Below are 20,563 nucleotides of genomic sequence, written 5' to 3'. Positions count from 1 at the left end.
CCAGGGCTCAAACGGTCCCCCTGGCTCAGGCGGTGGCCGGATCCTCGATCGGGGTGTCCTCGTCTTCGCCGAGGTGCATGGTTTTGACCCACACCAGGGTCTTGGGCAACAGCGCCATGCGCAGGCTGGTCCAGGGAATCACCACAAACCAGTGGGCCAGATAGGCGATGCCCAGGGCCAGGTTCCAGGGATTCATCGCCGGCAGCGCCGGACCTTCGCAAGGACGGCGGCAGCCGGCCAGGATCGCGCCGCCCGACAGACCGAAGGCCACAAACGACAGGGGCCAGATCGTCGGTGGGGTGCGGGTGAGCACGGCGCCGAGCAGATCGGCGATCGCCACCACGGGCAAGACGTACTGGAGCAGGAAAAAGCTGGCCAGATCGAGTTTCTGAGTGCCGTTAAGCCGATCCGAGAGCAGGCCCGGCCCGTAGTCGAAGAAGCGCTGCAGGCCGCCTTCAGCCCAGCGCTGACGCTGGCGCCACAGGGGCGCCAGGCTGAGCACGGCCTCCTCCTGCACCGGCGGGTCCCACAGGATCCCGATCGGCTGACCATCAAGCAGCAACCGGAAACTGAGGTCGAGATCGTCGGTGACCGTGGCCTCGTTGAAGCCACCGCTGCTGAGCAGGGCATCGCGGCGCAGCAACTGGCCGTTGCCCCGCAGCTCCGCCACACCGCCCACCGCCAGTCGGCCCTGCTGGATCACCGCATCCAGGGCCATCTCCATGGCCTGGGCCCGGGTGAGCCAGTTGGCGTTGGCATTCACCTCCGCCTTGCGCAGCTGCACCGCCGACCAGCCACCCGCCTCGGCGTAGGGAATCAGCCGCTCCAGGGTGTCGCTCTGGAGATCGGCATCGGCATCGAGCACAAACATCCAGCGCCCCTGCAATTGCTGCAGCACGAGGTTGAGGGCGCCGGATTTGCCACCGCCGGCATCGGGCTCCCGGCGCAGCACCTGCAGAAAAGGATGGCGCTCCTGCAGCTCCGCCAACACCTGAGGGGTGCGGTCGCGGCTGGCGTCGTCGATCACCCAGAGCCGCAGTTGGCCCTCCGGGTAGCGCAGCTGGGCGATGCGCTCCACCAGCCGGCCGATCACGGCCTGCTCGTCGCGGGCGGCCACCACCACATCCACCGCCGGCAGCGACTCAGGCGGATGGGAGGGGTCTATGGAAGGGGGAGACGCGGGTCTGAAAGCCTGCAGCAACACGGTGCGCAAGCTGTAGCTGCCCAGCAGCAGCGCCAGGCTGAGGGCGGGAATCAGGCGCAGCGATTCGGCCAGCCAGTGGGGGGACAGGCCCGCCCAGCCACAACCGATCAGGAAGAGGGCGGACTTGCCACGACGGTGATCGGTGGAACGGTCACCCGCAGCCATGGCGATCCCGGAAGTGGCCAAACTCTAAGGGGAGCTTGCGGCAGGGCTGTTGGGCCCCGTGGGGTTCGCACCTGGCAAGGCGCCCAAGGGCTGCAGACTGGTGCCCGGGTAGTAGTGCTCGAGAATCCGCGCCAGGCTCCAGCCACGCCGGGCCAGATCGATGGCACCGGCCTGCGACAAACCGGCGCCATGGCCAAAACCACCGCCCTCAAAGCGCCAGCGCCCCAAACCATCAGGCCGCACCACAAACAACGTGCTGGGCAACTGCCGCAGGGTGCGGCGGATGGCATCGCGGCGCAGCACCTGGCGCTGCGGGGCACCTGCCGAGCCCTTCGCCTCGATCTCCAAGGCCAGCACCCGGCCGCTGGGGCCCCGCTGCAGCACCGCCACACGGGTGGGGGCAGCCAGTGGCAGGGCGGCACGGCTGAGTGCCTGCTGGATCTGGGCGGCATCGAGGCTGCGGCTCCAACGGAAGCGGGGATGGTCGAAGCCGTAGGCCCGGGCGGTGGCAGCTAGGGCCGCCGGCACGCCGGCCGGATCTAGGGGTAGGGCGACGCGAGCCTGCACAGCAGGCGAAGCATCCACCCGCGGCCGCAGGTAGGGCAGCGCGTCGCCGCTCCACACCTCCTCAAACCCGGCCGCAATGCCGCCGTTGGTGGCGTGATACACCGCATGAATCGGGGCGCCTTGCCAGGCCAACACCTGGTGGCGGGTGGCCCCGATCGCCTGGCGCACCGCCGCACCGGCCTGGCGCGGATCGCCATACACCTGGCACTGAGTGTCGGCGCAGAGGTGGTAGCCATCCACCGCAAACCGCTCCTGGTTGCGCACGGCCCAGGTGCGGGCGAGCACCGCCTGGGCTGCCAAGGCGGCCGGGGGAGCACCGGCCCCGATCTCGTGGGGAACCACGCCGAGCAGATAGCGCTCCAGGGGCACCTCCTCCACCAGCGTCCAGCTGCCGTAGGCATCGCTCTGCAGCCGGAACGGGCCGGCAAACACGCCCCCCTGCCAGCGCAGGCCCCCCGGCGCCTCGAGTCGCAGCGGACCCTCCAGCAGCAGCGGGCCAGCGGGGCGCCGCAGCTCCAACACCAGGCGCTGGCGCTGCAGCTGCTCCAGCCGGCGAACGGTCACCCCCGCAGGCACCGGCGCATCGGCAGCGGCCCACACCTCCCACTCCCCCGGATGGGCGATCACCGGGCTGGCTCCGGCCTGGCGCCAGCGGGCTGCAGCCTCTTGGGCACTTTCATGACTGGCGAAGGGGCCCCACACCTGGCGCCGCAGGGTCAGGGGTTCAGCCAGGGGCTCGCTGCGCCAGTGCAACTGCAGCTGGGGCGCCTGAAACCGCTGGCCGCTGGCGGTTTGCAGGGTGAGGTTGCCGGCGGCACTGCGCAGCTCCAGGGGAGCCGGCGGGCGCAGATGGGCCGCCAGGGCCACCCAGAGCACGGGTGAGGCAGCGGCCACCGCCGGCGGCGGCGGTACGGGCCAATGCAGAGCAGAGGGGGGCACCACGGCCGAAGGGACCGGAGGCACCGCCGCCCGACAGCCCCCGGCCAGCAGCAGCGAACCCATCCAGACCGCCGCCGGCATCAGCAATTGGGGCGGGGAGATCCGGGAGGAGGGCATCGCGGTGGGTCGGGGGTCTTGGTGGAAGGCACTGCCACGTCGTACTCTGCCTGTTTGTGCCCGCCGCGACGCGAGACATGCCGAAGCTCAAGACCCGCAAAGCAGCCGCCAAGCGGTTCAAGGCCACCGGCAGCGGCAAGTTCCTGCGTCGTCGGGCTTTCCGCAGCCACCTGCTCGACCACAAGAGCCCCAAGCGCAAGCGCTACCTGGGCACCATGGCAGTGGTTGACGAGCGCGATGCAGACAACGTGAGCGCCATGCTCCCCTACGCCTGACCTGCAGGCCCGCCGCCGCATCCTCAAGTTTTTATTTTTTCTGATTCCCTGCCATGGCTCGCGTCAAGAGGGGCAACGTTGCCCGCAAACGCCGTAACAAGATCCTTCGCCTCGCCCGCGGCTTCCGCGGCGGCAACGGCTCCCTCTTCCGCACCGCCAACCAGCGGGTGATGAAGGCGCTGTGCAACGCCTACCGCGACCGTCGCCGCCGCAAGCGCGACTTCCGCCGTCTGTGGATTGCCCGCATCAACGCCGCCGCCCGCCTCAACGGCCTCAGCTACAGCCGCCTGATGGGGGGTCTGAAAAAGGCTGACGTGCGCATCAACCGCAAGATGCTGGCCCAGCTCGCCGTGGTCGATCCGGCCAGCTTCACCAGCGTGGTGGGTGCCGCCAACAACTGAGTTTCACCCGTAGGTCTCCTTGGACGCCCTCCTGCCGCAGGCCTACCTGATTGGGCTGATTGTTCTCCTCGGGGTCGCCGCTGTGGTGGTGGCCCGTCAGATCTGGCGGGTGCGGGCCGATGAGGTCACCCTCGCCAAGCTGGAACAGAAGGATGCAGCCAAGCCCTCCGATGCAGCAACGCTCTACGAACTCGGCTCCGTCCAACTGCGCAAGCGGCTCTACGGTCAGGCGGCCGAGTCTCTGAAACAGGCCTTGAAAAAGGCTGAAGCCTCCAAGGAACCTCCCGAAGCCCAGGCCGTGATCCAAAACGCCCTGGGTTTTGCGTTAGCTGCCCAAAACAACTACAAGGGCGCCCTTCGCCACTACCGCCTGGCCCTGGAGGCCAAGCCGGCCTATCCCGTGGCGCTCAACAATTTGGCTTACGCCCTCGAAAAGCAGCTCAAGCTTGAAGAAGCCCGGGCCACCTACGAGCAGGTGATCGCCCTGGATGCCAGCAACAAAACAGCGCGCAAACGCTTGAAGCTGCTCGAGCGCAAGGCTGGCCTCAACCAAGCCGCCTGAACCGGCCAATCCCCTGGGCTCACCAGAGTCCGCGCACCGCTGCACCAGAAGCACTGCCCATCCCGCCAGGGCTGCCTGCGCTGCTGGCGCTCACCGGGCTCAGATCCAAACGCCCGCCTGGGTTGGTGAGCCGAGGGGCCTGCCAACCGGACAGCTGCAGCCCCTGCAAGCCCGTGAACACCCCGCCGGGCTCGAGACCTGCCACCTCGCACTGGCAGAGCATCAATAAATCGAGCTGGTCCGACTCCGCATTGAGATTGCCCTGCACCGGCGTGGTGACCCCGCCCAGCGTGAGCTCACCGCGTAGGTCAATCATCTGGCCCATCGGCACAACACTGGCCAACCGCAGCTCGGCGTTGACGGCCTGGGACTGGCCAAACGACTGATAGCGCCCGCTCCAGTTGAGCGGCATCTCCCGCGCCAACAGCTGAGCTCTGGCCACAGGATCAAAGGTTTCGGCGCCACCGAGGCCGCTGAGCGACTCACCGCCCAGAATTGACGCAACAGGGGGCGTGAACGGCACAAATGCGTCGCTGGCCAGGGGGGTGGCGGCCATCGCGGCAGACGCCGCCAGGGGCAGAACAGCCAGGGGCAGAGCAGCCAACGGCCAGGCGGCCCGAAGCACGGCGATGGACACGACAAGGGTTACCAACTGATGGGAGGCTAGGACCGTTGCCGAGATCTGGGCCTGCTCCGTGGTCACCCCCGTCCGTCCAAGCGATCCGCACACCGACCGGGATCCGCTCGTGATCGGCGGTCGCCGCTTCCGCAGCCGCCTGATGACCGGCACCGGCAAGTACCCAAGCCTGCAGGCCATGCAAGCCAGCCTGGCCGCCAGCGCCTGCGAGATCGTCACCGTGGCGGTGCGGCGTGTGCAAAGCCAGGCCGCCGGCCATGAAGGCCTGATGGACGCCATCGACTGGACGCGGATCTGGATGCTGCCCAACACCGCCGGCTGTGCCACTGCCGAGGAAGCGATCCGCGTAGCCCGCCTGGGGCGGGAACTGGCCAAGTTGGCCGGCCAGGAAGACAACACGTTTGTGAAGCTGGAAGTAATCCCCGACACGAAGCATCTGCTGCCCGACCCCTTCGGCACCCTTGAGGCGGCCGAGCAACTGGTGAAGGAGGGCTTCACCGTGCTGCCCTACATCAATGCCGATCCGCTGTTGGCCAAGCGGCTGGAGGAGGCGGGCTGCGCCACGGTGATGCCGCTGGGCTCACCGATCGGCTCGGGCCAGGGGATCCGCAACGCCGCCAACATCGCCCTGATCATCGAAAACGCCACGGTGCCGGTGGTGGTGGACGCGGGCATCGGTGTGCCCAGTGAGGCTGCCCAAGCGATGGAAATGGGGGCCGACGCCCTGCTGATCAACAGCGCCATCGCCCTGGCGGGCGATCCCCCGGCCATGGCCCGCGCCATGGCCCTGGCGGCGGAAGCCGGCCGCACGGCCTTCCACGCCGGCCGGCTGCCGGTCCGGGGCCAGGCCAGCGCCAGTTCCCCCAGCGCCGGTCGGGTGGGCAGCTGAGCTCCCTGCCGAACGCCTGTAGTAGCTTGCGAGGCAGAGCATCCGCTCGTCCTGCAGGGGTCTGGGGTTTTTCGGAATGAGGTCGGAATGGGGGTTGGGATGAAGGTCTTCGTTCTCGGTGGCGACGGCTTCTGTGGTTGGCCTTGCGCGGTGAACCTCGCCGATGCGGGCCACGAGGTGGTGATCATCGACAACCTCAGCCGCCGCAAGATCGATGTCGACCTGGAGGTCGACTCGCTCACCCCAATCGCCACCATGGGCGACCGCCTCAAGGCCTGGGAGCAAGTGGGCGGCAAGCCGATGCGCTTCGTGCACCTCGACCTTGCCCATGAGTACCAGCGGTTGGTGGATCTGCTGGTGGCCGAGCGCCCTGATTCAGTCGTGCACTTTGCCGAGCAGCGGGCCGCGCCCTACTCGATGAAGAGCAGCGCCACCAAGCGCTACACCGTCGACAACAACGTCAACGGCACCCACAACCTGCTGGCCGCCATTGTGGAGAGCGGCCTCGACATCCACATCGTGCACCTGGGCACGATGGGCGTGTACGGCTACGGCTCCCACCGCGGCGCCACCATCCCCGAGGGCTATCTCAAGGTGGAGGTGCCCCAGCCCGATGGCAGCCGCTTCGAGGAGGAGATCCTGCACCCGGCGAGCCCGGGCAGCGTCTATCACATGACCAAGACGCTGGATCAGCTGCTCTTCCTCTACTACAACAAAAACGACCAGATCCGCATCACCGACCTGCACCAGGGGATCGTCTGGGGCACCAACACCGAAGCCACCGAGCGGGATCCGCGCCTCACCAACCGCTTCGACTACGACGGTGACTACGGCACCGTGCTCAACCGCTTCCTGATGCAGGCAGCCATCGGCTACCCGCTCACGGTGCATGGCACCGGCGGCCAGACCCGCGCCTTCATCCACATCCGCGACTCGGTGAAGTGCGTGCAGCTGGCGCTGGAGAACCCGCCAGCCCGGGGCGAACGGGTCAAGATCTTCAACCAGATGACCGAGAGCCACCAGGTGGGTGAACTGGCCCGCAAGGTGGCCGCCCTGACGGGTGCCGAGCTCAACTACCTGCCCAACCCCCGCAATGAGGCCGTCGAAAACGACCTGATCGTCGACAACCGCTGCTTCATCGAGCTGGGCCTCAACCCCACCACCCTCGACGACGGCCTGCTGGCGGAGGTGGTGGATGTGGCCCGCCGCTGGGCCGACCGCTGCGACCGCAGCCGCATCCCCTGCCAGTCCGCCTGGACCCGCACCCAGGCCCAGGCCATCCAAACGGTCTGACGCCGGCCCCCCACCCTTGAAGATCGCCTTTTTCACCGAGACCTTCCTGCCCAAGGTGGACGGCATCGTCACGCGCCTCACCAAGACGGTGCAGCACCTCGTGGCCGCCGGCGATGAAGTGTTGATCTTCTGTCCCGAAGGCGCGCCGGACACCTACATGGGAGCCCGGGTGGTGGGGGTGCCGGCCATGCCGCTGCCCCTCTACCCCGAGCTGAAACTGGCCCTGCCGCGGCCAGCGGTGGCCGAAGCCCTCGATCGCTTCCAGCCCGACCTTGTGCACGTGGTGAACCCGGCGGTGCTGGGCCTGGGCGGCATCTGGCTGGCGAAAACCAAGGCCTACCCCCTGGTGGCCAGCTATCACACCCACCTGCCCAAGTACCTCGAGCACTACGGCATGGGCATGCTGGAGCCCCTGCTGTGGGAGCTGCTCAAGGCCGCCCACAACCAGGCCCGCCTCAACCTCTGCACCTCCACAGCGATGGTGCAGGAACTAAGCGAGAAGGGCATCCAGCACACCGACCTGTGGCAACGCGGTGTCGACACCGAGCTGTTCCAGCCCTCGCTGCGCTCCGACGCCATGCGGGCACGGCTGCTCAACGGCCAGCGCGACACGGGCAAGCTGCTGCTCTACATCGGCCGCCTCTCGGCCGAGAAGCAGATCGAGCGGATCCGGCCGGTGCTCGACGCCATGCCCGATGCGCGCCTGGCCCTGGTGGGCGACGGCCCCTACCGCCAGCAACTGGAAAAGATCTTTGCCGGCACCCCCACCCATTTCGTCGGCTACCTGGCCGGCCAAGATCTGGCGGCCGCCTACGCCAGCGGTGATGCCTTCCTGTTCCCGTCGAGCACCGAAACCCTGGGGCTGGTGCTGCTCGAAGCCATGGCTGCAGGCTGCCCGGTGGTGGGCGCCAACCGGGGCGGCATTCCCGACATCGTCAGTGACGGGGTGAACGGCTGTCTGTACGAGCCCAACCAGGAGGGCAGCCTGGCCGCCGCCGTGGAACGCCTGCTCGGGGATGCGAGCCAACGGGCCCAATTGCGCCAGAACGCCCGCGAGGAAGCCGAACGCTGGGGTTGGGCCGGGGCCACCGAGCAGCTGCGCGGCTACTACCGCACGCTGCTGGAGCAACCGAAACTGCAGCTGGTGGCCTGAATCAGGTTCGGGCGGCCGCGCTGGGCAGGCTGCCTCGGAACCAGGTCATCATCAGGGCCTTCACCATCGGCACCGCCACGGTGCCGCCATAGCCGCCGGAATTTTCCCCGAAGGCAATGATCACCAAGGTGGGTTTGTCGGACGGCGCATAGCCGCCGAACCAGGCATGGTCGGGCCGGGGAGGATCCTCGCCGGTGCCGGTCTTGCCAGCCACCGGCGGCAGGCTGGGATCGTTGAGCAGGGTGGCGGTGCCGTTGGTGACCACCTGACGCAGGCCATCGCGCAGCACCTGCAGGGTGGCTGGCTTGAGGCCGATCCAGGTGCGTTCGGTGGGGCGCTCCACCAGGTGGGGCGTCACCAGCCAGCCGCCATTGGCCACCGCGGCGTAGAGCCGGGCCATCTGGATCGGGGTCACCTGCAGGGCCCCCTGGCCAATCGCCGAGGTGATGGTGTCGACCGGCGTCCAGCCCTCACCCAGCACCTCCCGTTTCCAGGCCTGATCACCCAGCAGCCCTGGGGTCTCCTCCTCCACCAGCTCCACGCCGGTGACCCGGCCGTAGCCCATGCGACGCGCCGCCTTAAACAGCTCATCGGGGCCGACTTTCAGCCCCACTTGGTAATAGAAGGTGTTGCTGCTCACCGCTAGGGCGAAGGGAAAGCCGATGGCCCCATGGGCGCCATGGTCGCCGTAGCAGAGGCCGGCGTAGCAGAACGAATTCATCGTCATCACCTTGGAATCGGCCGCATAGCGGCCCGATTCCAGCCCCGCCACGGAGGTGACGATCTTGAAGGTGCTGGCGGGGGGGAAGCCCTGGAAGGCGCGGTTGAGCAGGGGCGAATCCGGGGCGTTGAGCTTGGCCCACTGGCTGGAGCTGGGAGCGGGGGAAAAGACGTTGGGATCGAAGCTGGGGCGGCTGGCCAGGGCCCGGATCGCCCCGGTCTGGGGGTCGAGCGCCACGATCGCCCCCTTGCGCACCCCATCGAGGGCCCGCTCCGCCGCTTGCTGCAAGGCCAGATCGAGGGTGAGGCGCAGGTCCTTGCCGGCCCGGGCGGGCTTCTCCCCCAGGATCCGCTGCACCTGGCCCGCCGCATTCACCTCCACCTGCTGGCCACCCCACTCGCCGCGCAGGTGGCGTTCAAACTGCTTCTCCATCCCACTGCGGCCGACCCGATCGCGGATCCGGTAGCCCTTGACCTGTAGCTGGTCGTATTCCTCCTCCGTGATGCCGCTGGTGTAACCCAGCACGTGGGCCGCCAGCCGGCCATGGGGATAGCTGCGCAGGATGTCCACATCCACCTCGGCGCCCGTCAGCCCGTTGGCCTGCTCGCGGAAGCGCAGCACCTGCTCGGGCTTGAGGCCACTGGCCAGGGGGATGCGAAACCCTTCCGCATTGGCGCCGCTGCGGCGCCGCTCCTCCAGCTGGGACGGCGCAACGCCGATCACCGCCGCCAGCCGCTCCCGCAGGGCCGGCCACTGGGCATCGCCCACCTCCCGGGGCTGGATGTAGAGGTTGTAGGTGAGGCGACTGGTGGCCAGCACCTGGCCATGGCGATCTAACAGCCGGCCCCGGATCGGATTGCGGGGCATCAACCGGATCCGGTTTTCATCAGCCCGGGCGCGGTTCTCAGCGCCGTGGGCCAGCTGCAGCCAGGCCAGGCGCGCCACCATGGCGCTGCTGAACAGCACCACCACCACCAGCAACACGGCCGGTTGACGGCCCATGCCGGTGTGGCGCGACGCTGCCGGACCAAACGCCATGATCAGTTGCTGCCGGCGGCCAAACGCTCTGGGCTGCCGAGCCGCTGCTCCAGCTGCTCCAACCGCTCGGCAATGCGGGCCAACCCGTGCTGCAGCTCCAGGGCGTCCTGGGGATCAGCCGTTTCAGCAGCGACATCGTGCACCTCCACCTTCATCACGGGATTGCCCAGGCCGGGCCGCACACGATCCAGCCCCTGGCGCAGCTCGCTGGCGGCGGGCTCCCCTTCCTGGCGCAACGTGCCGAGGGGATCGGCGGAGCGGCCATCGAAGGCCGCCATCACCTCCTGGGCACCGCCTTTGCGGGCCCGCTCCACCACGGCCAGCCCCACGGGCAGCACGTCCTGCATGAGGGTGAGCCGGAGGGCATCGAGGGGGTCGGTGGCCATGGCGGCGATCCAGGCACAGGGCCTCCAGTCTGACGCGCGCCGGGTCGGCGTTAGGGAGCCGGGCGCTGGATGCCCGGATCGACGATCACCTGGCGGCAATTCTGCTGGCTGCCCCACCACCAGCCTGCCCCCACGGCGATCACCAGCAGCGAGGCCAGCGGCACCAGGGCCTGGCGGGTCACATCCAAGGCCAGCCACTCGCCCCAGGCCCGCAGGGTGCGCTCCCGATCGAAGCGGCGCCGGGCCTTGTCCTCCTCCTGCTGGCGCCGGCGCAGGGAGCGGGCCACCCAGCGCTCAAACGACTTCTTCTTGGTGACCGCCATCTTGCGCTCCACCTCAAGCAGGTGGCCGGCCGTGAGCTCGGGGTTGAAGGTGCTGATCAGCTCCAGGCTCTTGAGAAACATCTCCACGGCGCCATCCTTGGCAGCCCGTTCGGCGTCATCAAGCAACTCCCAGTCGATCTCGGGGTAGAAGCGCGCCCGATTGCTGGCGATCTGATCCTCCATCAACTGACCGGGCTCCCGCAGCCATCGGTCGGTGTTGGCGTCGAAGCGGCGCCAGTAGAGAAAGGGGTTGAGGTAAACCGTTTTCCCGCCCAGCACGATGCTGTCCTGCTGCAACCGGCGCTGCATGTCGGGATCCGGGGGTGTCGAGCTGGGGGGCGCGGAGGCGGCAGTCACGACGGCTGGGCTGGGAGCCGATGGTATCGAACGTCGACCGCCGGGGCTACTCCCACCCCCCTACTCCCACTCGATTGTGCCGGGGGGCTTGCTGGTGATGTCGAGCACCACCCGGTTGACGCCCTTCACCTCATTGACGATGCGGTTGGAGATGGTCTCCAGCAGGTCGTAGGGCAGGCGTGACCAATCCGCCGTCATGCCGTCTTCCGACGACACGCAGCGCAGCACGATCGGGAAGGCATAAGTGCGCTTGTCGCCCATCACGCCCACGCTGCGCACCGGCAGCAGCACGGCGAAGGCCTGCCAGATCTCGTTGTAGAGCCCAGCTTCCTTCACCTCCTCACGCACGATCAGGTCGGCATCGCGCAGGATGTTGAGCTTCTCGCTGTTGACCTCGCCCAGAATGCGGATCGCCAGACCCGGCCCCGGGAAGGGGTGGCGGCCGACGATCTCCTCAGGCAGGCCCAGGCTGCGGCCCACCTTGCGCACCTCGTCTTTGAACAGTTTGCGCAGGGGCTCCACCAACTTGAACTGCAGATCCTTGGGCAGGCCGCCCACGTTGTGGTGGCTCTTGATCTTCACCGCCACCCGCTCACCGGTTTTCGGGTCGATGCCCGTGCCCGCGCTCTCGATCACATCGGGATAGAGGGTGCCCTGGGCCAGGTAGTCGAAGGGACCGAGGCGCTTGCTCTTCTCCTCAAAGACGCGAATGAACTCGGTGCCGATCAGCTTGCGCTTCTCCTCCGGATCGGTCACGCCATCGAGCTTGCTGATGAAGCGCTCACGGGCGTTGATGTATTCGACGTTGATGTGGAAACGCTTGTCGAAGAACTCCACCAAAAACTCGGGCTCGCCTTTGCGCATGAAACCCTGGTCGATGAACATGCAGGTGAGCTGATCACCGATCGCCTTGTGCAGCAAAAAGGCGAGGGTGGAGGAGTCGACGCCGCCCGAAAGAGCCAACAGCACCCGCTTGTCGCCCACCTGGGCGCGCACATCGGCGACCGCTTCGTCGATGAAGGCGGCAGTGGTCCAGTCGGCTTCGCATCCACAGATGTGGTACACGAAATTGCGCAACATCGCCATGCCGCAGATGGAGTGCACCACCTCGGGGTGAAACTGCACGCCATACAGCCGGCGCTGGTGATCGGCCACCGCCGCTTCGGGCGTGTTGTCGGTGTGGGCCAGGCGCGCAAACCCCTCCGGCAGGCGCTGCACCGAGTCGCCATGGCTCATCCACATCGTCGAGCCGTCGTCGACGTTGGTGAGCAGATCCACCGGATCATCCACATGCAGCGGCGCCTTGCCGTATTCGGCGCGGCCAGCGGCCACCACCGAGCCGCCCAGCTGCTGCACCATCAGCTGCATGCCGTAACAAACCCCCAGCACCGGAATGCCCAACTCCCAGATGCCGGGGTCGCACACCGGCGCACCCGCCTCGTAAACCGAACTGGGGCCGCCGCTGAGGATGATCCCCTTCGGCGCAATCGCCCGCAGCTCCTCGGCGGTGGTGGTGTAAGCCATCACCAGGGAAAACACTTCCGTTTCCCGCACCCGCCGGGCGATCAGCTCCGAATACTGGGAGCCGAAATCCAGGATCACAATCGCCGGATGGCGCGTCGACTGGGAGGCGGCGTCGAGCCGGGGAGACGCGGTTTGAGACATCGACAACGCTGGGCCCAGGGGCATTCGGACCACACTAGGCGGCGCCCTCAGGCAACACCCCGCAGCGCCGTGAGCAGATCCAGACCCACCGGGCCCTGGCCGCAGATCTGGCGGGACCGATCAAACAACACCGCCCCTACCGCCATCGACTCCTGTCCATAGCGGGCCAGGTAGCGCTGGCTGCGCTGCTCCACCGCCGCGGCAATGCGCTGGCGGAGCTGATCAGCCCGGGGGCGATCGCGCTGGGCCACCTCGGCCAGGGCCGCCTCCACCGTGGGGGCGTCGTGCAGGGCCTGCAGCGCCTCACCCCCCAGGCCCGCCAGGGCCGCCAGGGCCGTGAGCACCTCGGCGCGGCCATCGGCCAGGTGGTGATGGGTGTGGAAGATGCCCCCGGCCAGCTTGATCAGCTTGCCCTGGTAGCCCAGCAGCAGCAGCCGTTGCACCCCCGCTTCCGCCGCGGCCACCAACAACGGGCCGAGCCAGTTGCCCGCCTTCACCACCAGCTCGGGCGGCAAGCCCAGACGCGGCGCCAGATCGAGGCCGTTCTCGCCGATCACCAGCACCAGATCGCCAGCGAACTGCGGAGCTGCCGCTCGCTGGCGCAGCGCCGCCAGAGCCGCCTCCAGCTGATCGGGGGCGGCACTGCGCTGCACCTCGGCCTGGGTGCCGATCAGGGCCAGGCCCTCCACCACCCCGAAGGCGGCGTTGCTGGTGCGCTCCGCCAGCCGGCGGCCCTCGGGAATCACCACCTGCAGCTCCAAACGACGCCCCGGCGGCACAAGGGGGCGCAGATTGACCTCCAGCAACTGGCGGGCATAGGTCGACAGACAGGGCTCGCCGCTGGCCTGCAGCACCCCCACGCCCGCGCCGGCCCGCAAGGTGAGCCAGTCGCCGGGCCCCTCCTGCCAACGCAGCAGCACCCACAGGGCCAGGTCGCGGGTGAGATCGAGCACGCCAGGGCCGGGATCGCAGCGGGCGATGGCCAGCACCCAGCCATCCGCCAGGGGGGCAGCCGCCTCCACCGGCACGTGCCGGGGCTCGCTACCAGGTGCACCAGGGGCGGCTGCAGGATCAAGCCAGAGCAGCTGGAGCCGCTCCCAGGGTTCACTGCGCAGGGTCAGCAGGGCTGCCCTCGCCGCCGCCGTGAGCCACACCGGCACGGTGTAGCCCCCGGTGTAGCCCCCGGTGAAATCCCCGGCGGTGTTCTGGGGTTGGATCGACTCGGCCAAGGGCCTGGGGAGCACTGTTTTTTATGGTGGTCGATTGTGCGGTCCGCCGCCGCCCGCCGCAGCGCCCCCCTACCCATGCAGGACAAGCTCACCCTGATGATCCCCGGCCCAACCCCGGTGCCGGAAACCGTCCTGCAGGCGATGGGCCGCCACCCGATCGGCCACCGCAGCGCCGACTTTCAGAAGATCGTCAAGCGCACCACCGAGCAGCTGCAGTGGCTGCATCAAACCAGCAGCGACGTGCTGGTGATCACCGGCAGCGGCACCGCCGCCATGGAAGCCGGGATCATCAACGTGCTGAGCAAGGGCGACACGGTGCTCTGCGGCGACAACGGCAAATTCGGTGAGCGTTGGGTGAAGGTGGCCCAGGCCTATGGCCTGGATGTGCAGGTGATCAAGGCTGAGTGGGGCCAGCCCCTCGATCCCGAGGCCTTCCGCGCTGCCCTGGAGGCCGACACCGCCAAGGCGATCAAGGCGGTGATCCTCACCCACTCGGAAACCTCCACGGGCGTGATCAACGACCTGGAAACCATCGCCGAGCACGTGCGTGCCCATGGCACGGCACTCACGATTGCCGACTGCGTCACCAGCCTCGGCGCCTGCAACGTGCCGATGGATGCCTGGGGCCTCGATGTGATCGGATCCGGCTCCCAGAAGGGCTACATGATGCCGCCGGGCCTGGCCTTCGTGGCCATGAGCGAGCGCGCCTGGGCCGCCTACGAGCGCTCCGACCTGCCGAAGTTCTATCTGGATCTGGGCAAGTACCGCAAATCGGCCCAAGCCGACAGCAACCCCTTCACGCCCGCCATCAACCTCTACTTCGCCCTCGAGGCGGCCCTGGAGATGATGCAGACCGAGGGACTGGAGGCGATCTTTGCCCGCCACAGCCGCCACCGCGCCGCCGCCCAGGCCGGCATGAAGGCCATCGGCCTGCCCCTCTACGCCGCTGAGGGCACGGGCAGCCCCGCCATCACCGCCGTGGCCCCCGAGGGCATCGACGCCGAGGCCCTGCGCAAGGCCGTGAAGGAGAAGTTCGACATCCTGCTGGCCGGCGGCCAGGACCATCTCAAGGGTCATGTGTTCCGCATCGGCCACCTGGGCTTCGTGTGCGATCGCGACGTGCTCACCGCCGTGGCCGCCATCGAAGCCACCCTCGCCGATCTGGGCCTGCACAAGGGCACACCAGGCGCTGGCGTGGCCGCCTGCGCAGCAGCTCTGGCCGGCTGATGTCCTGACCGGGTACATTGGTGAAGTGAAGCAAATTCCAAACAGCTTTACTTCACTTCTGCGGGTGTAATTCAGTGGTAGAATGTCAGCTTCCCAAGCTGAACGTCGCCGGTTCGAGTCCGGTCACCCGCTTCGGTTCGCAAACAGCTTTATTTCGCAGTCGTTAGAAATAGCGCCGGATTCAAGCAACAATCTGATACAAGCAACAAAGCACCTCAGCTCCGGGGCTTGATCAGTTGCAGCACCTGGGGACCCGTTGATGCCATGCGGCGTTCACCGTCCAAAGCCGCCAAAATGAAGCGCGCAGACTGAGCCAGATCCCCCTGTTCAGCCGCGAGCTGAGCCCGGGCCTCATTGTCTCGAATGGCTTGCTTCAGCTGGCCGCGACGCTCGTCAGGAATGGGAGCTGCCGATGGCGATCGCATGGGCGTGGAAAAAATAGCTGTCATCGCAACGCCTGCTGTCAAAAGTTGTCGCCAAGAAGGGCGAACCCCAAAACCGTGGCCTGGATGGGCTCTCAGGCCACGGGATCAGCCATCACGTACCGGGCTCTTCCTGATTGCCACCCAATGCCGCAATTTGATCTCTCAGAGCCTGGGAGCGCTGAAGATCGCCGCGGGTGAGGGCCACAGCCAGGGCAAATTCTAGTTTCTCCAACTGATGCTCTCCCTCACCAGACGAGGGGGGAAATCCAGGGCGAGAAGCTTGGGTGAAACGGCTGGAGGATCCGTGCTGGGAGCCAAGGTGAGACGGACCCGGATGAGATGCAGTGGGGTAAGCCATGTCCACTTTCTTCCCATTGTGACACCGCTGGCCAGCCCCCGTGTTCAAGCTGCCGTCGCGTAGGACACGTCCTCGGCCGGCTCTGCCATCTCGAGCAGGGCGCGGCAGTCGAGCAACAACCGCTCCACATTGTCGAGACTGCTGATCTCCTGCGGATCCCGTTCGACCTGGCGATCCAGTTGCAGCTCCAGGGCTTCCAGGCGCTGCTCCAACTTCACCAACCGCTGCGACAGGGCATGCACGGTGTGGGCCAGATCTTCAGCGTTGCGGCTGATGCGGAAGGACACGGACTCAGAAACCACGGTGCAACGAGCAGAGGAACCGATGACAACACACCCAGCCGCCACGGCCAAGACCAAGCCAAGACCAGACTGCTGCTCCAGGGCTCGACCCAGGCCGGGCCGATCGATACGTTGGGGCCAGGTTGTTCGACGTTGCCCCCAGCCATGGCTCTGAGCCTGTCTTCTCCGCTGTGTCCTCGGCTGCGCCGGGCCCTGCTCCGCGTGGGCCTGATCAGCGCCCTTGGTGGTGCGGGACTGGGCCTCGGTGGCCTGCCCGTTCGGGCCCAGACAGCGGAAAACAACACCGCTGCCGCCAACGCCGGGCCCGGTGGCAAGGGCGCCCAGATCTATTGCTTCATGCGCAACAGCGGCAACAACCATCAGGTGAGCTGGGATGCGGCCTATGCCGTGATCAAGCGCCAGAGCGACAAGCTGTTCAAGACCTCGCCGGAGCACGCCGCGGTGATGATCACCGAAGCGGTGGTCCAGAACCCCAGTGTCTTTCCCGACTGCGGCCGGTATCTCGGTGACCTGTTCACAAAGCCCGAACCCAAGCCAGAGGCCAGCACCAACACGGCCCCCAGCGGCGTCACCCGCAGCGATCGACTCGGGCAATAGGTCGGCCCATGACCCATGGCGGCGCATCAGCCTGGCCGGCCTGAGCGGGCTGCTGCTCCTGGCCACGGGCTGTGCGGAGGAACCCCTGCCCCAGCGGCAGGTGCGCAGCGATGACTGTCTCCAGGCCGTGCAGCTCGACCAGCTGGCCGAGCAGATCCGCCGCTGCGACGCCGTGGTGGCCGCCTTCCCAACCAACCCCGCCCCGCTGAACGACCGCTATTTGCTGCACAGCCTGGCGGGCAACGAGGTGGCCGCCTGCGCCGACATCGCCCGGGCGGCAGCCCTGGCCCGCGCGCTGCCGGCCAACCGCCTCGACCCCCAGCTGCGCACCGATCTGACCTTGCGCCAGGAGCTCTGCCGGGAACCACGCCCCGGCCGCTGAAACCATTACCAGCGATCGATCAGATCGCGCACCATGGCCGGCAAACTGCGGCGCTCGAGCTGATGGGGGCGGCGCTGCAACAACAGGGCAATGCGCTCGGCCTTGCTGGCGATCAAGCCATCCACCAACTGATCGGCCACCCCCAACTGCAACCAGTGGCTGGTCAGGGCGGCTCCCATGCCGATGCGGTGGCAGCGATCTTCGGCCTGCTCCGCATCACCCGGCGTCCAGGGGCGCTCCACCAACACCACATGCCGGGCCCGATGCAGCGTGAAGCCCAGCCCGCCGGTGCCATAGGTGGCAATCAGCAGGGGGTGATCGCCCCGTTGAAAGGCATCCACCTGCGCCTGCCGCTGGGCCGGCGGCAGGGCCCCGGTGAGCAGTGCACTGGCGGCGAAACGGCCATGCAGCAACTGGGCGGTGGCCACGAAAGCGGTGAACACCACCACCGCCTCGCCCTGGGCCAGCAACGACGCCACCAACGAGCAGGTGGCCGGCAGCTTGTAGTCGGAGCCGATCTGGCGCAGGGCCGTCAGCACCGCCAACACCTCGGCATCGCGGCGCACCTCACCGCTAGCTGCTCGGCGGCGGTAGTCGTCCACCTTGATCTGCAGGCGGTGTTGAAAGCCACGGGCCTGGAGGTCGTCCAACGCCACAGGCCACAGCTGCCGGTGCTTGGGGGGCAGATCGAGACAATCCTGCTTGCGCCGATGCAGCACCAGGGGCCGAACCAGCCGCTGCAGCTCCTCGAGATGGCTGGCGCCACTGGCCTGCCAGAGGCGGCGTCCCCCCTGCTCGCGCCAGTGGCCCTGACAGAACACCTCCTCGAAGGACCGTTGGTCGCGGGCCAGGGGATGGCCGATGGCGGCCAGCAGTGGAAACAGCTGGGCCGGCCGGCCATTTTTCATCGGAGTCCCCGTCAGCAGCCAGATGGCCCGCAAGCGGGGGTGACGGGCCAACCGCAACAGCCCCTGGCTGCGTCGGGTCTGGCCGTTCTGGGCGTAATGGGCCTCGTCTGCAATCAGCACGGTGCCAGCCGGGGGCAGCGCCTGCGGCAGGCGCGCCCAGCTGTGCAGCTCCAGCCGCAGGCCGAGGGCCGCCGCCTCGCTCTGCCAATGGCCATGCAGACCAACCGGGGCAATCACCAGGATGCGGAAATCCGCCAGCCGCACCATCGCCCGGGCTGCCGCCAGAGCGGAGAGGGTCTTGCCGAGGCCCATGGCGTCAGCCAGCACCGCCCCACGCCGGGCCAGCAACCACCGCACCGCCGCCCGCTGGTGGGCAAACAGCTGACGACCATCCGGCAAGGGCCGCTGCAGATCGGCCGCCGCCACCAGCTGCCGGTGGAGTGGCAGAGGGGGCAGCGGTTGCTCCATCCAGGCCAGCCACTGGGCCAGCTCGGGCTCCACGGGGAAGCGGCCCGCCAGCACCCGCTGCAGCGCTGGGGCGGCCTCCAGGGGAAAGTGCCAACAGCGCTGCCGGCCCGACCAGACGCCCCGGGGGCGAATCGCCCGCAACTGGGCCTGGGTCACCGCGTCGTAGGGACTGACCACCTCGATCTGGCCCGTCGCCCCCAACCGCAGCAGACAGCGCATCCGCGGAAGTGCAACCCTCGACACATTGACAGCCCAGACGCTGGGGGCAAACTGCCGCCAACCGAGACGCGCCGATGCAGGCCAGGGATGCGGTTTTCCTTGAAGATCTCTGCCCCAAGTTGCGCGTCAGACGCTGGCGCCAATCCCTGCATTACGCCACCGACCAACGCTGCATCTATTGCGGCGAGCGGTCGGAATCCATCGACCACGTGCATCCCCAAAGCCGGGGCGGTCTGAGCGTGACCGAAAACTGTGTACCGGCCTGCCTGGCCTGCAACGGCCACAAAGGCGACGCCGACGCCTTTGAGTGGTATCGCCGCCAGCCCTTCTACGACCCGCGCCGCGCCATGGCCATCCGGGCCTGGACCGACGGAGATCTGCGCCTAGCCCTACGCCTGTTGCAGTGGGCCCATCCCGACCAGCCCCAGGCGGCTCCAGGGCCTCACCAAACGCGACAGGCGTCCACCCCGTTGTGGCGCTGGCAGATGGCTTCCTGATCCTGGGGCCGCTCGGGGGCCAGCACCACCGCCACCACCAGCAACACCGCGGCCAGGGCCGCCGGGACCATGACACCCGAAGCAGCAGGACGCGACGGGGAGGCGGACAACGGCCCAGACTGGCTGCGCAGGGAACGGGAGACCCGGGCGATGCGGGGACGGGAGAGGGAAGCCGGAGTCAGAGAAGTGGGAGCGAGAGAAGCTGTCATGGCGAGCATTGCAAAGCGTTGATACAGATGTACTCATGACGCAGGAGCTTGTCAAGTCCGAGCGGCGGTTGCTGGTGATTGGCGGTGGCTACACCGGTGTGCGTCTCGCCAGGGCAGCCCGCCAGCAGGGCATGGCGGTCAAGCTGACCAGCCGTCAACCGCGCCCAGACGCGGGCGGCCTGGCCTGGCTCCCCTTCAACAGCGATCCCGAAGCGCTCGTCCTGCCGCCAGCCGCAGCCCTGGCCGACACCACCGACGTGGTGGTGTCGGTGCCCCCGGAGCCGGGCTTGGGCGATCCGGTGCTGCGGCTGCTGGGGCCGATGCTGCGGGAGCTGCCACTGCAGTGGCTGGGCTACCTCTCCACCACCGGCGTCTATGGCAACACCGGCGGGGCCTGGGTGGACGAAACCGCCCCCACCCCCGCCCGAGCCGGCCGCAGCCTGCTCCGCCTCGAGGCGGAGCAGGCCTGGTTGGCCAGTGGGCTGCCTGTGCAGCTGTTCCGCTTGCCGGCGATCTACGGCCCCGGCCGCTCGCCGTTTACGGCCCTACGGGCCGGCCAGAGCCGCCTGATCCACAAGCCCGGCCAGGTGTTTTCGCGCGTGCACGTGGATGACATCGTCGGCTGCCTGCTGCATTGCCTCAACCTGCTGCTGGAGCAACGCCCGCCTGTGGTCAACGTGGCCGACGACTGCCCCTGCCCCTCCAGCGAGACCCTGGGCTACGCCGCCCACCTGCTGGGGCAAACCCTGCCGCCGATGGAGCGCTACGACACCATTGCCGCCAGCATGAGACCCATGGCCCGCAGCTTCTGGGCCGAAAACCGGAGAGCCAGCAACCAGCTGCTGCACCAGAGCCTCGGCTACGTGCTGCGCTACCCCAGCTACCGGGAGGGCTACCGAGCCTGCCTGGCTGAGGAAGGGGGAGCAGGAGCGGCTGAAGGCCGGGGGGGCGGGCAGTCCCCCAGATCACCAGGATCCGCCACATAGGGCAAGCCCAGGTCGCCCAGCAAGCGACCCCAGCGCAGCTCAAGCCAGCCCTTGCTGAATCCCG

The 20,563-nt window shown here is 68.0% G+C and carries 23 protein-coding genes and 1 tRNA gene; 12 read left to right on the top strand and 12 right to left on the bottom strand.

Annotated elements, in window-relative coordinates; translation table 11 throughout:
* Positions 1-25: 25 nt before the first annotated feature.
* The gene (locus CJZ78_RS00845; protein ID WP_094558997.1) at positions 26-1,369 is read right to left on the bottom strand and encodes a glycosyltransferase family 2 protein; all 1,344 of its coding nucleotides are present in this window, start codon (positions 1,367-1,369) and stop codon (positions 26-28) included.
* A 24-nt stretch (positions 1,370-1,393) separates the two neighbouring features.
* On the bottom strand, positions 1,394-2,992 hold the full coding sequence (locus CJZ78_RS00840) for a SpoIID/LytB domain-containing protein (RefSeq protein WP_233128386.1): 1,599 nt from the start codon (positions 2,990-2,992) through the stop codon (positions 1,394-1,396).
* A gap of 77 nt (positions 2,993-3,069) precedes the next feature.
* Between CJZ78_RS00840 and rpmI the strand changes: the two genes are divergently transcribed.
* The 3 genes from rpmI to CJZ78_RS00825 are packed head-to-tail and all read left to right on the top strand — an operon-like array spanning position 3,070 to position 4,230.
* Entirely contained in the window at positions 3,070-3,267 is a 198-nt protein-coding gene (gene rpmI / locus CJZ78_RS00835; protein WP_094558996.1) for a 50S ribosomal protein L35, read from the top strand.
* A 53-nt stretch (positions 3,268-3,320) separates the two neighbouring features.
* Entirely contained in the window at positions 3,321-3,668 is a 348-nt protein-coding gene (rplT, locus tag CJZ78_RS00830; RefSeq protein WP_094558995.1) for a 50S ribosomal protein L20, read from the top strand.
* Positions 3,669-3,687: 19 nt separating this feature from the next.
* Positions 3,688-4,230 carry a tetratricopeptide repeat protein gene (locus CJZ78_RS00825; RefSeq protein WP_094558994.1) on the top strand — a complete coding sequence of 181 codons (543 nt, stop codon included), beginning with the start codon at positions 3,688-3,690 and terminating at the stop codon, positions 4,228-4,230.
* 19 nt (positions 4,231-4,249) lie between these two features.
* On the opposite strand, the gene CJZ78_RS00820 is transcribed toward CJZ78_RS00825, so the two are convergent.
* Positions 4,250-4,867 (bottom strand): hypothetical protein, encoded by a 618-nt coding sequence (locus CJZ78_RS00820; RefSeq protein ID WP_233128385.1) that lies wholly within the window; start codon positions 4,865-4,867, stop codon positions 4,250-4,252.
* A 58-nt stretch (positions 4,868-4,925) separates the two neighbouring features.
* On the opposite strand from CJZ78_RS00820, the gene CJZ78_RS00815 reads away from it, so the two are divergent.
* The 3 genes from CJZ78_RS00815 (at position 4,926) to CJZ78_RS00805 (ending at position 8,202) form a co-directional block, all read left to right on the top strand.
* A complete protein-coding gene (locus CJZ78_RS00815) occupies positions 4,926-5,756 on the top strand; it encodes a thiazole synthase (RefSeq protein WP_094558993.1) in 831 nt (276 codons plus the stop codon).
* Positions 5,757-5,855: 99 nt separating this feature from the next.
* Complete coding sequence (locus CJZ78_RS00810) at positions 5,856-7,049, top strand: NAD-dependent epimerase/dehydratase family protein (RefSeq protein ID WP_094558992.1); 1,194 nt, start codon at positions 5,856-5,858, stop codon at positions 7,047-7,049.
* 16 nt (positions 7,050-7,065) lie between these two features.
* Positions 7,066-8,202 (top strand): glycosyltransferase family 1 protein, encoded by a 1,137-nt coding sequence (locus tag CJZ78_RS00805; RefSeq protein WP_094558991.1) that lies wholly within the window; start codon positions 7,066-7,068, stop codon positions 8,200-8,202.
* 1 nt (position 8,203) lies between these two features.
* Here CJZ78_RS00805 and mrdA read toward each other — a convergent pair whose 3' ends face one another.
* The 5 genes from mrdA to cbiD form a co-directional block, all read right to left on the bottom strand.
* Positions 8,204-9,961 carry a penicillin-binding protein 2 gene (gene mrdA, locus CJZ78_RS00800; RefSeq protein WP_094558990.1) on the bottom strand — a complete coding sequence of 586 codons (1,758 nt, stop codon included), beginning with the start codon at positions 9,959-9,961 and terminating at the stop codon, positions 8,204-8,206.
* A 2-nt stretch (positions 9,962-9,963) separates the two neighbouring features.
* Complete coding sequence (locus CJZ78_RS00795; RefSeq protein ID WP_094558989.1) at positions 9,964-10,347, bottom strand: hypothetical protein; 384 nt, start codon at positions 10,345-10,347, stop codon at positions 9,964-9,966.
* Positions 10,348-10,397: 50 nt separating this feature from the next.
* Positions 10,398-10,979 carry a hypothetical protein gene (locus CJZ78_RS00790; protein WP_094558988.1) on the bottom strand — a complete coding sequence of 194 codons (582 nt, stop codon included), beginning with the start codon at positions 10,977-10,979 and terminating at the stop codon, positions 10,398-10,400.
* Positions 10,980-11,087: 108 nt separating this feature from the next.
* On the bottom strand, positions 11,088-12,692 hold the full coding sequence (gene guaA / locus CJZ78_RS00785) for a glutamine-hydrolyzing GMP synthase (RefSeq protein ID WP_094558987.1): 1,605 nt from the start codon (positions 12,690-12,692) through the stop codon (positions 11,088-11,090).
* A gap of 47 nt (positions 12,693-12,739) precedes the next feature.
* Entirely contained in the window at positions 12,740-13,921 is a 1,182-nt protein-coding gene (gene cbiD, locus CJZ78_RS00780) for a cobalt-precorrin-5B (C(1))-methyltransferase CbiD (RefSeq protein WP_233128384.1), read from the bottom strand.
* A 75-nt stretch (positions 13,922-13,996) separates the two neighbouring features.
* Here cbiD and CJZ78_RS00775 point away from each other — a divergent pair, with 75 nt between their 5' ends.
* Both CJZ78_RS00775 and CJZ78_RS00770 read left to right on the top strand, forming a co-directional pair.
* A complete protein-coding gene (locus CJZ78_RS00775; RefSeq protein ID WP_094558986.1) occupies positions 13,997-15,148 on the top strand; it encodes an alanine--glyoxylate aminotransferase family protein in 1,152 nt (383 codons plus the stop codon).
* A gap of 60 nt (positions 15,149-15,208) precedes the next feature.
* Positions 15,209-15,280 (top strand) — tRNA-Gly (locus tag CJZ78_RS00770).
* A 405-nt stretch (positions 15,281-15,685) separates the two neighbouring features.
* Here CJZ78_RS00770 and CJZ78_RS14775 read toward each other — a convergent pair.
* Positions 15,686-15,931, bottom strand: a complete 246-nt coding sequence (locus tag CJZ78_RS14775) for a hypothetical protein (protein ID WP_369802005.1) — start codon at positions 15,929-15,931, stop codon at positions 15,686-15,688.
* A 44-nt stretch (positions 15,932-15,975) separates the two neighbouring features.
* Positions 15,976-16,233, bottom strand: coding sequence for a hypothetical protein (locus CJZ78_RS00760; protein ID WP_094558984.1), 258 nt, complete (start codon positions 16,231-16,233; stop codon positions 15,976-15,978).
* 144 nt (positions 16,234-16,377) lie between these two features.
* On the opposite strand from CJZ78_RS00760, the gene CJZ78_RS00755 reads away from it, so the two are divergent.
* On the top strand, positions 16,378-16,830 hold the full coding sequence (locus CJZ78_RS00755; RefSeq protein WP_233128383.1) for a DUF6554 family protein: 453 nt from the start codon (positions 16,378-16,380) through the stop codon (positions 16,828-16,830).
* 100 nt (positions 16,831-16,930) lie between these two features.
* Complete coding sequence (locus CJZ78_RS00750; RefSeq protein WP_094558983.1) at positions 16,931-17,212, top strand: hypothetical protein; 282 nt, start codon at positions 16,931-16,933, stop codon at positions 17,210-17,212.
* Between the two features lie 5 nt (positions 17,213-17,217).
* Here CJZ78_RS00750 and CJZ78_RS00745 read toward each other — a convergent pair whose 3' ends face one another.
* Positions 17,218-18,807, bottom strand: coding sequence for a DEAD/DEAH box helicase (locus CJZ78_RS00745; RefSeq protein ID WP_094558982.1), 1,590 nt, complete (start codon positions 18,805-18,807; stop codon positions 17,218-17,220).
* Between the two features lie 74 nt (positions 18,808-18,881).
* Between CJZ78_RS00745 and CJZ78_RS00740 the strand changes: the two genes are divergently transcribed.
* Positions 18,882-19,304 (top strand): HNH endonuclease, encoded by a 423-nt coding sequence (locus CJZ78_RS00740; RefSeq protein WP_094558981.1) that lies wholly within the window; start codon positions 18,882-18,884, stop codon positions 19,302-19,304.
* Here CJZ78_RS00740 and CJZ78_RS13610 read toward each other — a convergent pair.
* Positions 19,250-19,513, bottom strand: a complete 264-nt coding sequence (locus CJZ78_RS13610; RefSeq protein ID WP_143592817.1) for a hypothetical protein — start codon at positions 19,511-19,513, stop codon at positions 19,250-19,252. The two genes, CJZ78_RS00740 and CJZ78_RS13610, sit on opposite strands and share 55 nt — an antisense overlap.
* Positions 19,514-19,548: 35 nt before the next feature.
* Between CJZ78_RS13610 and CJZ78_RS00735 the strand changes: the two genes are divergently transcribed.
* Entirely contained in the window at positions 19,549-20,499 is a 951-nt protein-coding gene (locus tag CJZ78_RS00735; RefSeq protein ID WP_233128382.1) for an SDR family NAD(P)-dependent oxidoreductase, read from the top strand.
* Positions 20,500-20,563: the final 64 nt, after the last annotated feature.

Source organism: Synechococcus sp. 8F6 (assembly GCF_002252665.1).
Classification (GTDB): domain Bacteria; phylum Cyanobacteriota; class Cyanobacteriia; order PCC-6307; family Cyanobiaceae; genus Cyanobium_A.
The sequence above is the reverse complement of the archived record's forward strand: the minus strand, read 5'-3'. Positions and strand labels throughout refer to the sequence as shown.

Coding starts and splice junctions, on each gene's coding strand:
- CJZ78_RS00790 (WP_094558988.1), bottom strand. CDS start 10,979: ATGCAGCGCCGGTTGCAGCAGGACAGCATCGTGCTGGGCGGGAAAACG.
- rplT (WP_094558995.1), top strand. CDS start 3,321: ATGGCTCGCGTCAAGAGGGGCAACGTTGCCCGCAAACGCCGTAACAAG.
- rpmI (WP_094558996.1), top strand. CDS start 3,070: ATGCCGAAGCTCAAGACCCGCAAAGCAGCCGCCAAGCGGTTCAAGGCC.
- CJZ78_RS00810 (WP_094558992.1), top strand. CDS start 5,856: ATGAAGGTCTTCGTTCTCGGTGGCGACGGCTTCTGTGGTTGGCCTTGC.
- CJZ78_RS00735 (WP_233128382.1), top strand. CDS start 19,549: ATGACGCAGGAGCTTGTCAAGTCCGAGCGGCGGTTGCTGGTGATTGGC.
- CJZ78_RS00840 (WP_233128386.1), bottom strand. CDS start 2,992: ATGCCCTCCTCCCGGATCTCCCCGCCCCAATTGCTGATGCCGGCGGCG.
- mrdA (WP_094558990.1), bottom strand. CDS start 9,961: ATGGCGTTTGGTCCGGCAGCGTCGCGCCACACCGGCATGGGCCGTCAA.
- CJZ78_RS00745 (WP_094558982.1), bottom strand. CDS start 18,807: ATGCGCTGTCTGCTGCGGTTGGGGGCGACGGGCCAGATCGAGGTGGTC.
- CJZ78_RS00845 (WP_094558997.1), bottom strand. CDS start 1,369: ATGGCTGCGGGTGACCGTTCCACCGATCACCGTCGTGGCAAGTCCGCC.
- CJZ78_RS14775 (WP_369802005.1), bottom strand. CDS start 15,931: ATGGCTTACCCCACTGCATCTCATCCGGGTCCGTCTCACCTTGGCTCC.
- guaA (WP_094558987.1), bottom strand. CDS start 12,692: ATGTCTCAAACCGCGTCTCCCCGGCTCGACGCCGCCTCCCAGTCGACG.
- CJZ78_RS00775 (WP_094558986.1), top strand. CDS start 13,997: ATGCAGGACAAGCTCACCCTGATGATCCCCGGCCCAACCCCGGTGCCG.
- CJZ78_RS00795 (WP_094558989.1), bottom strand. CDS start 10,347: ATGGCCACCGACCCCCTCGATGCCCTCCGGCTCACCCTCATGCAGGAC.
- CJZ78_RS00755 (WP_233128383.1), top strand. CDS start 16,378: ATGGCTCTGAGCCTGTCTTCTCCGCTGTGTCCTCGGCTGCGCCGGGCC.
- CJZ78_RS00740 (WP_094558981.1), top strand. CDS start 18,882: ATGCAGGCCAGGGATGCGGTTTTCCTTGAAGATCTCTGCCCCAAGTTG.
- CJZ78_RS13610 (WP_143592817.1), bottom strand. CDS start 19,513: ATGACAGCTTCTCTCGCTCCCACTTCTCTGACTCCGGCTTCCCTCTCC.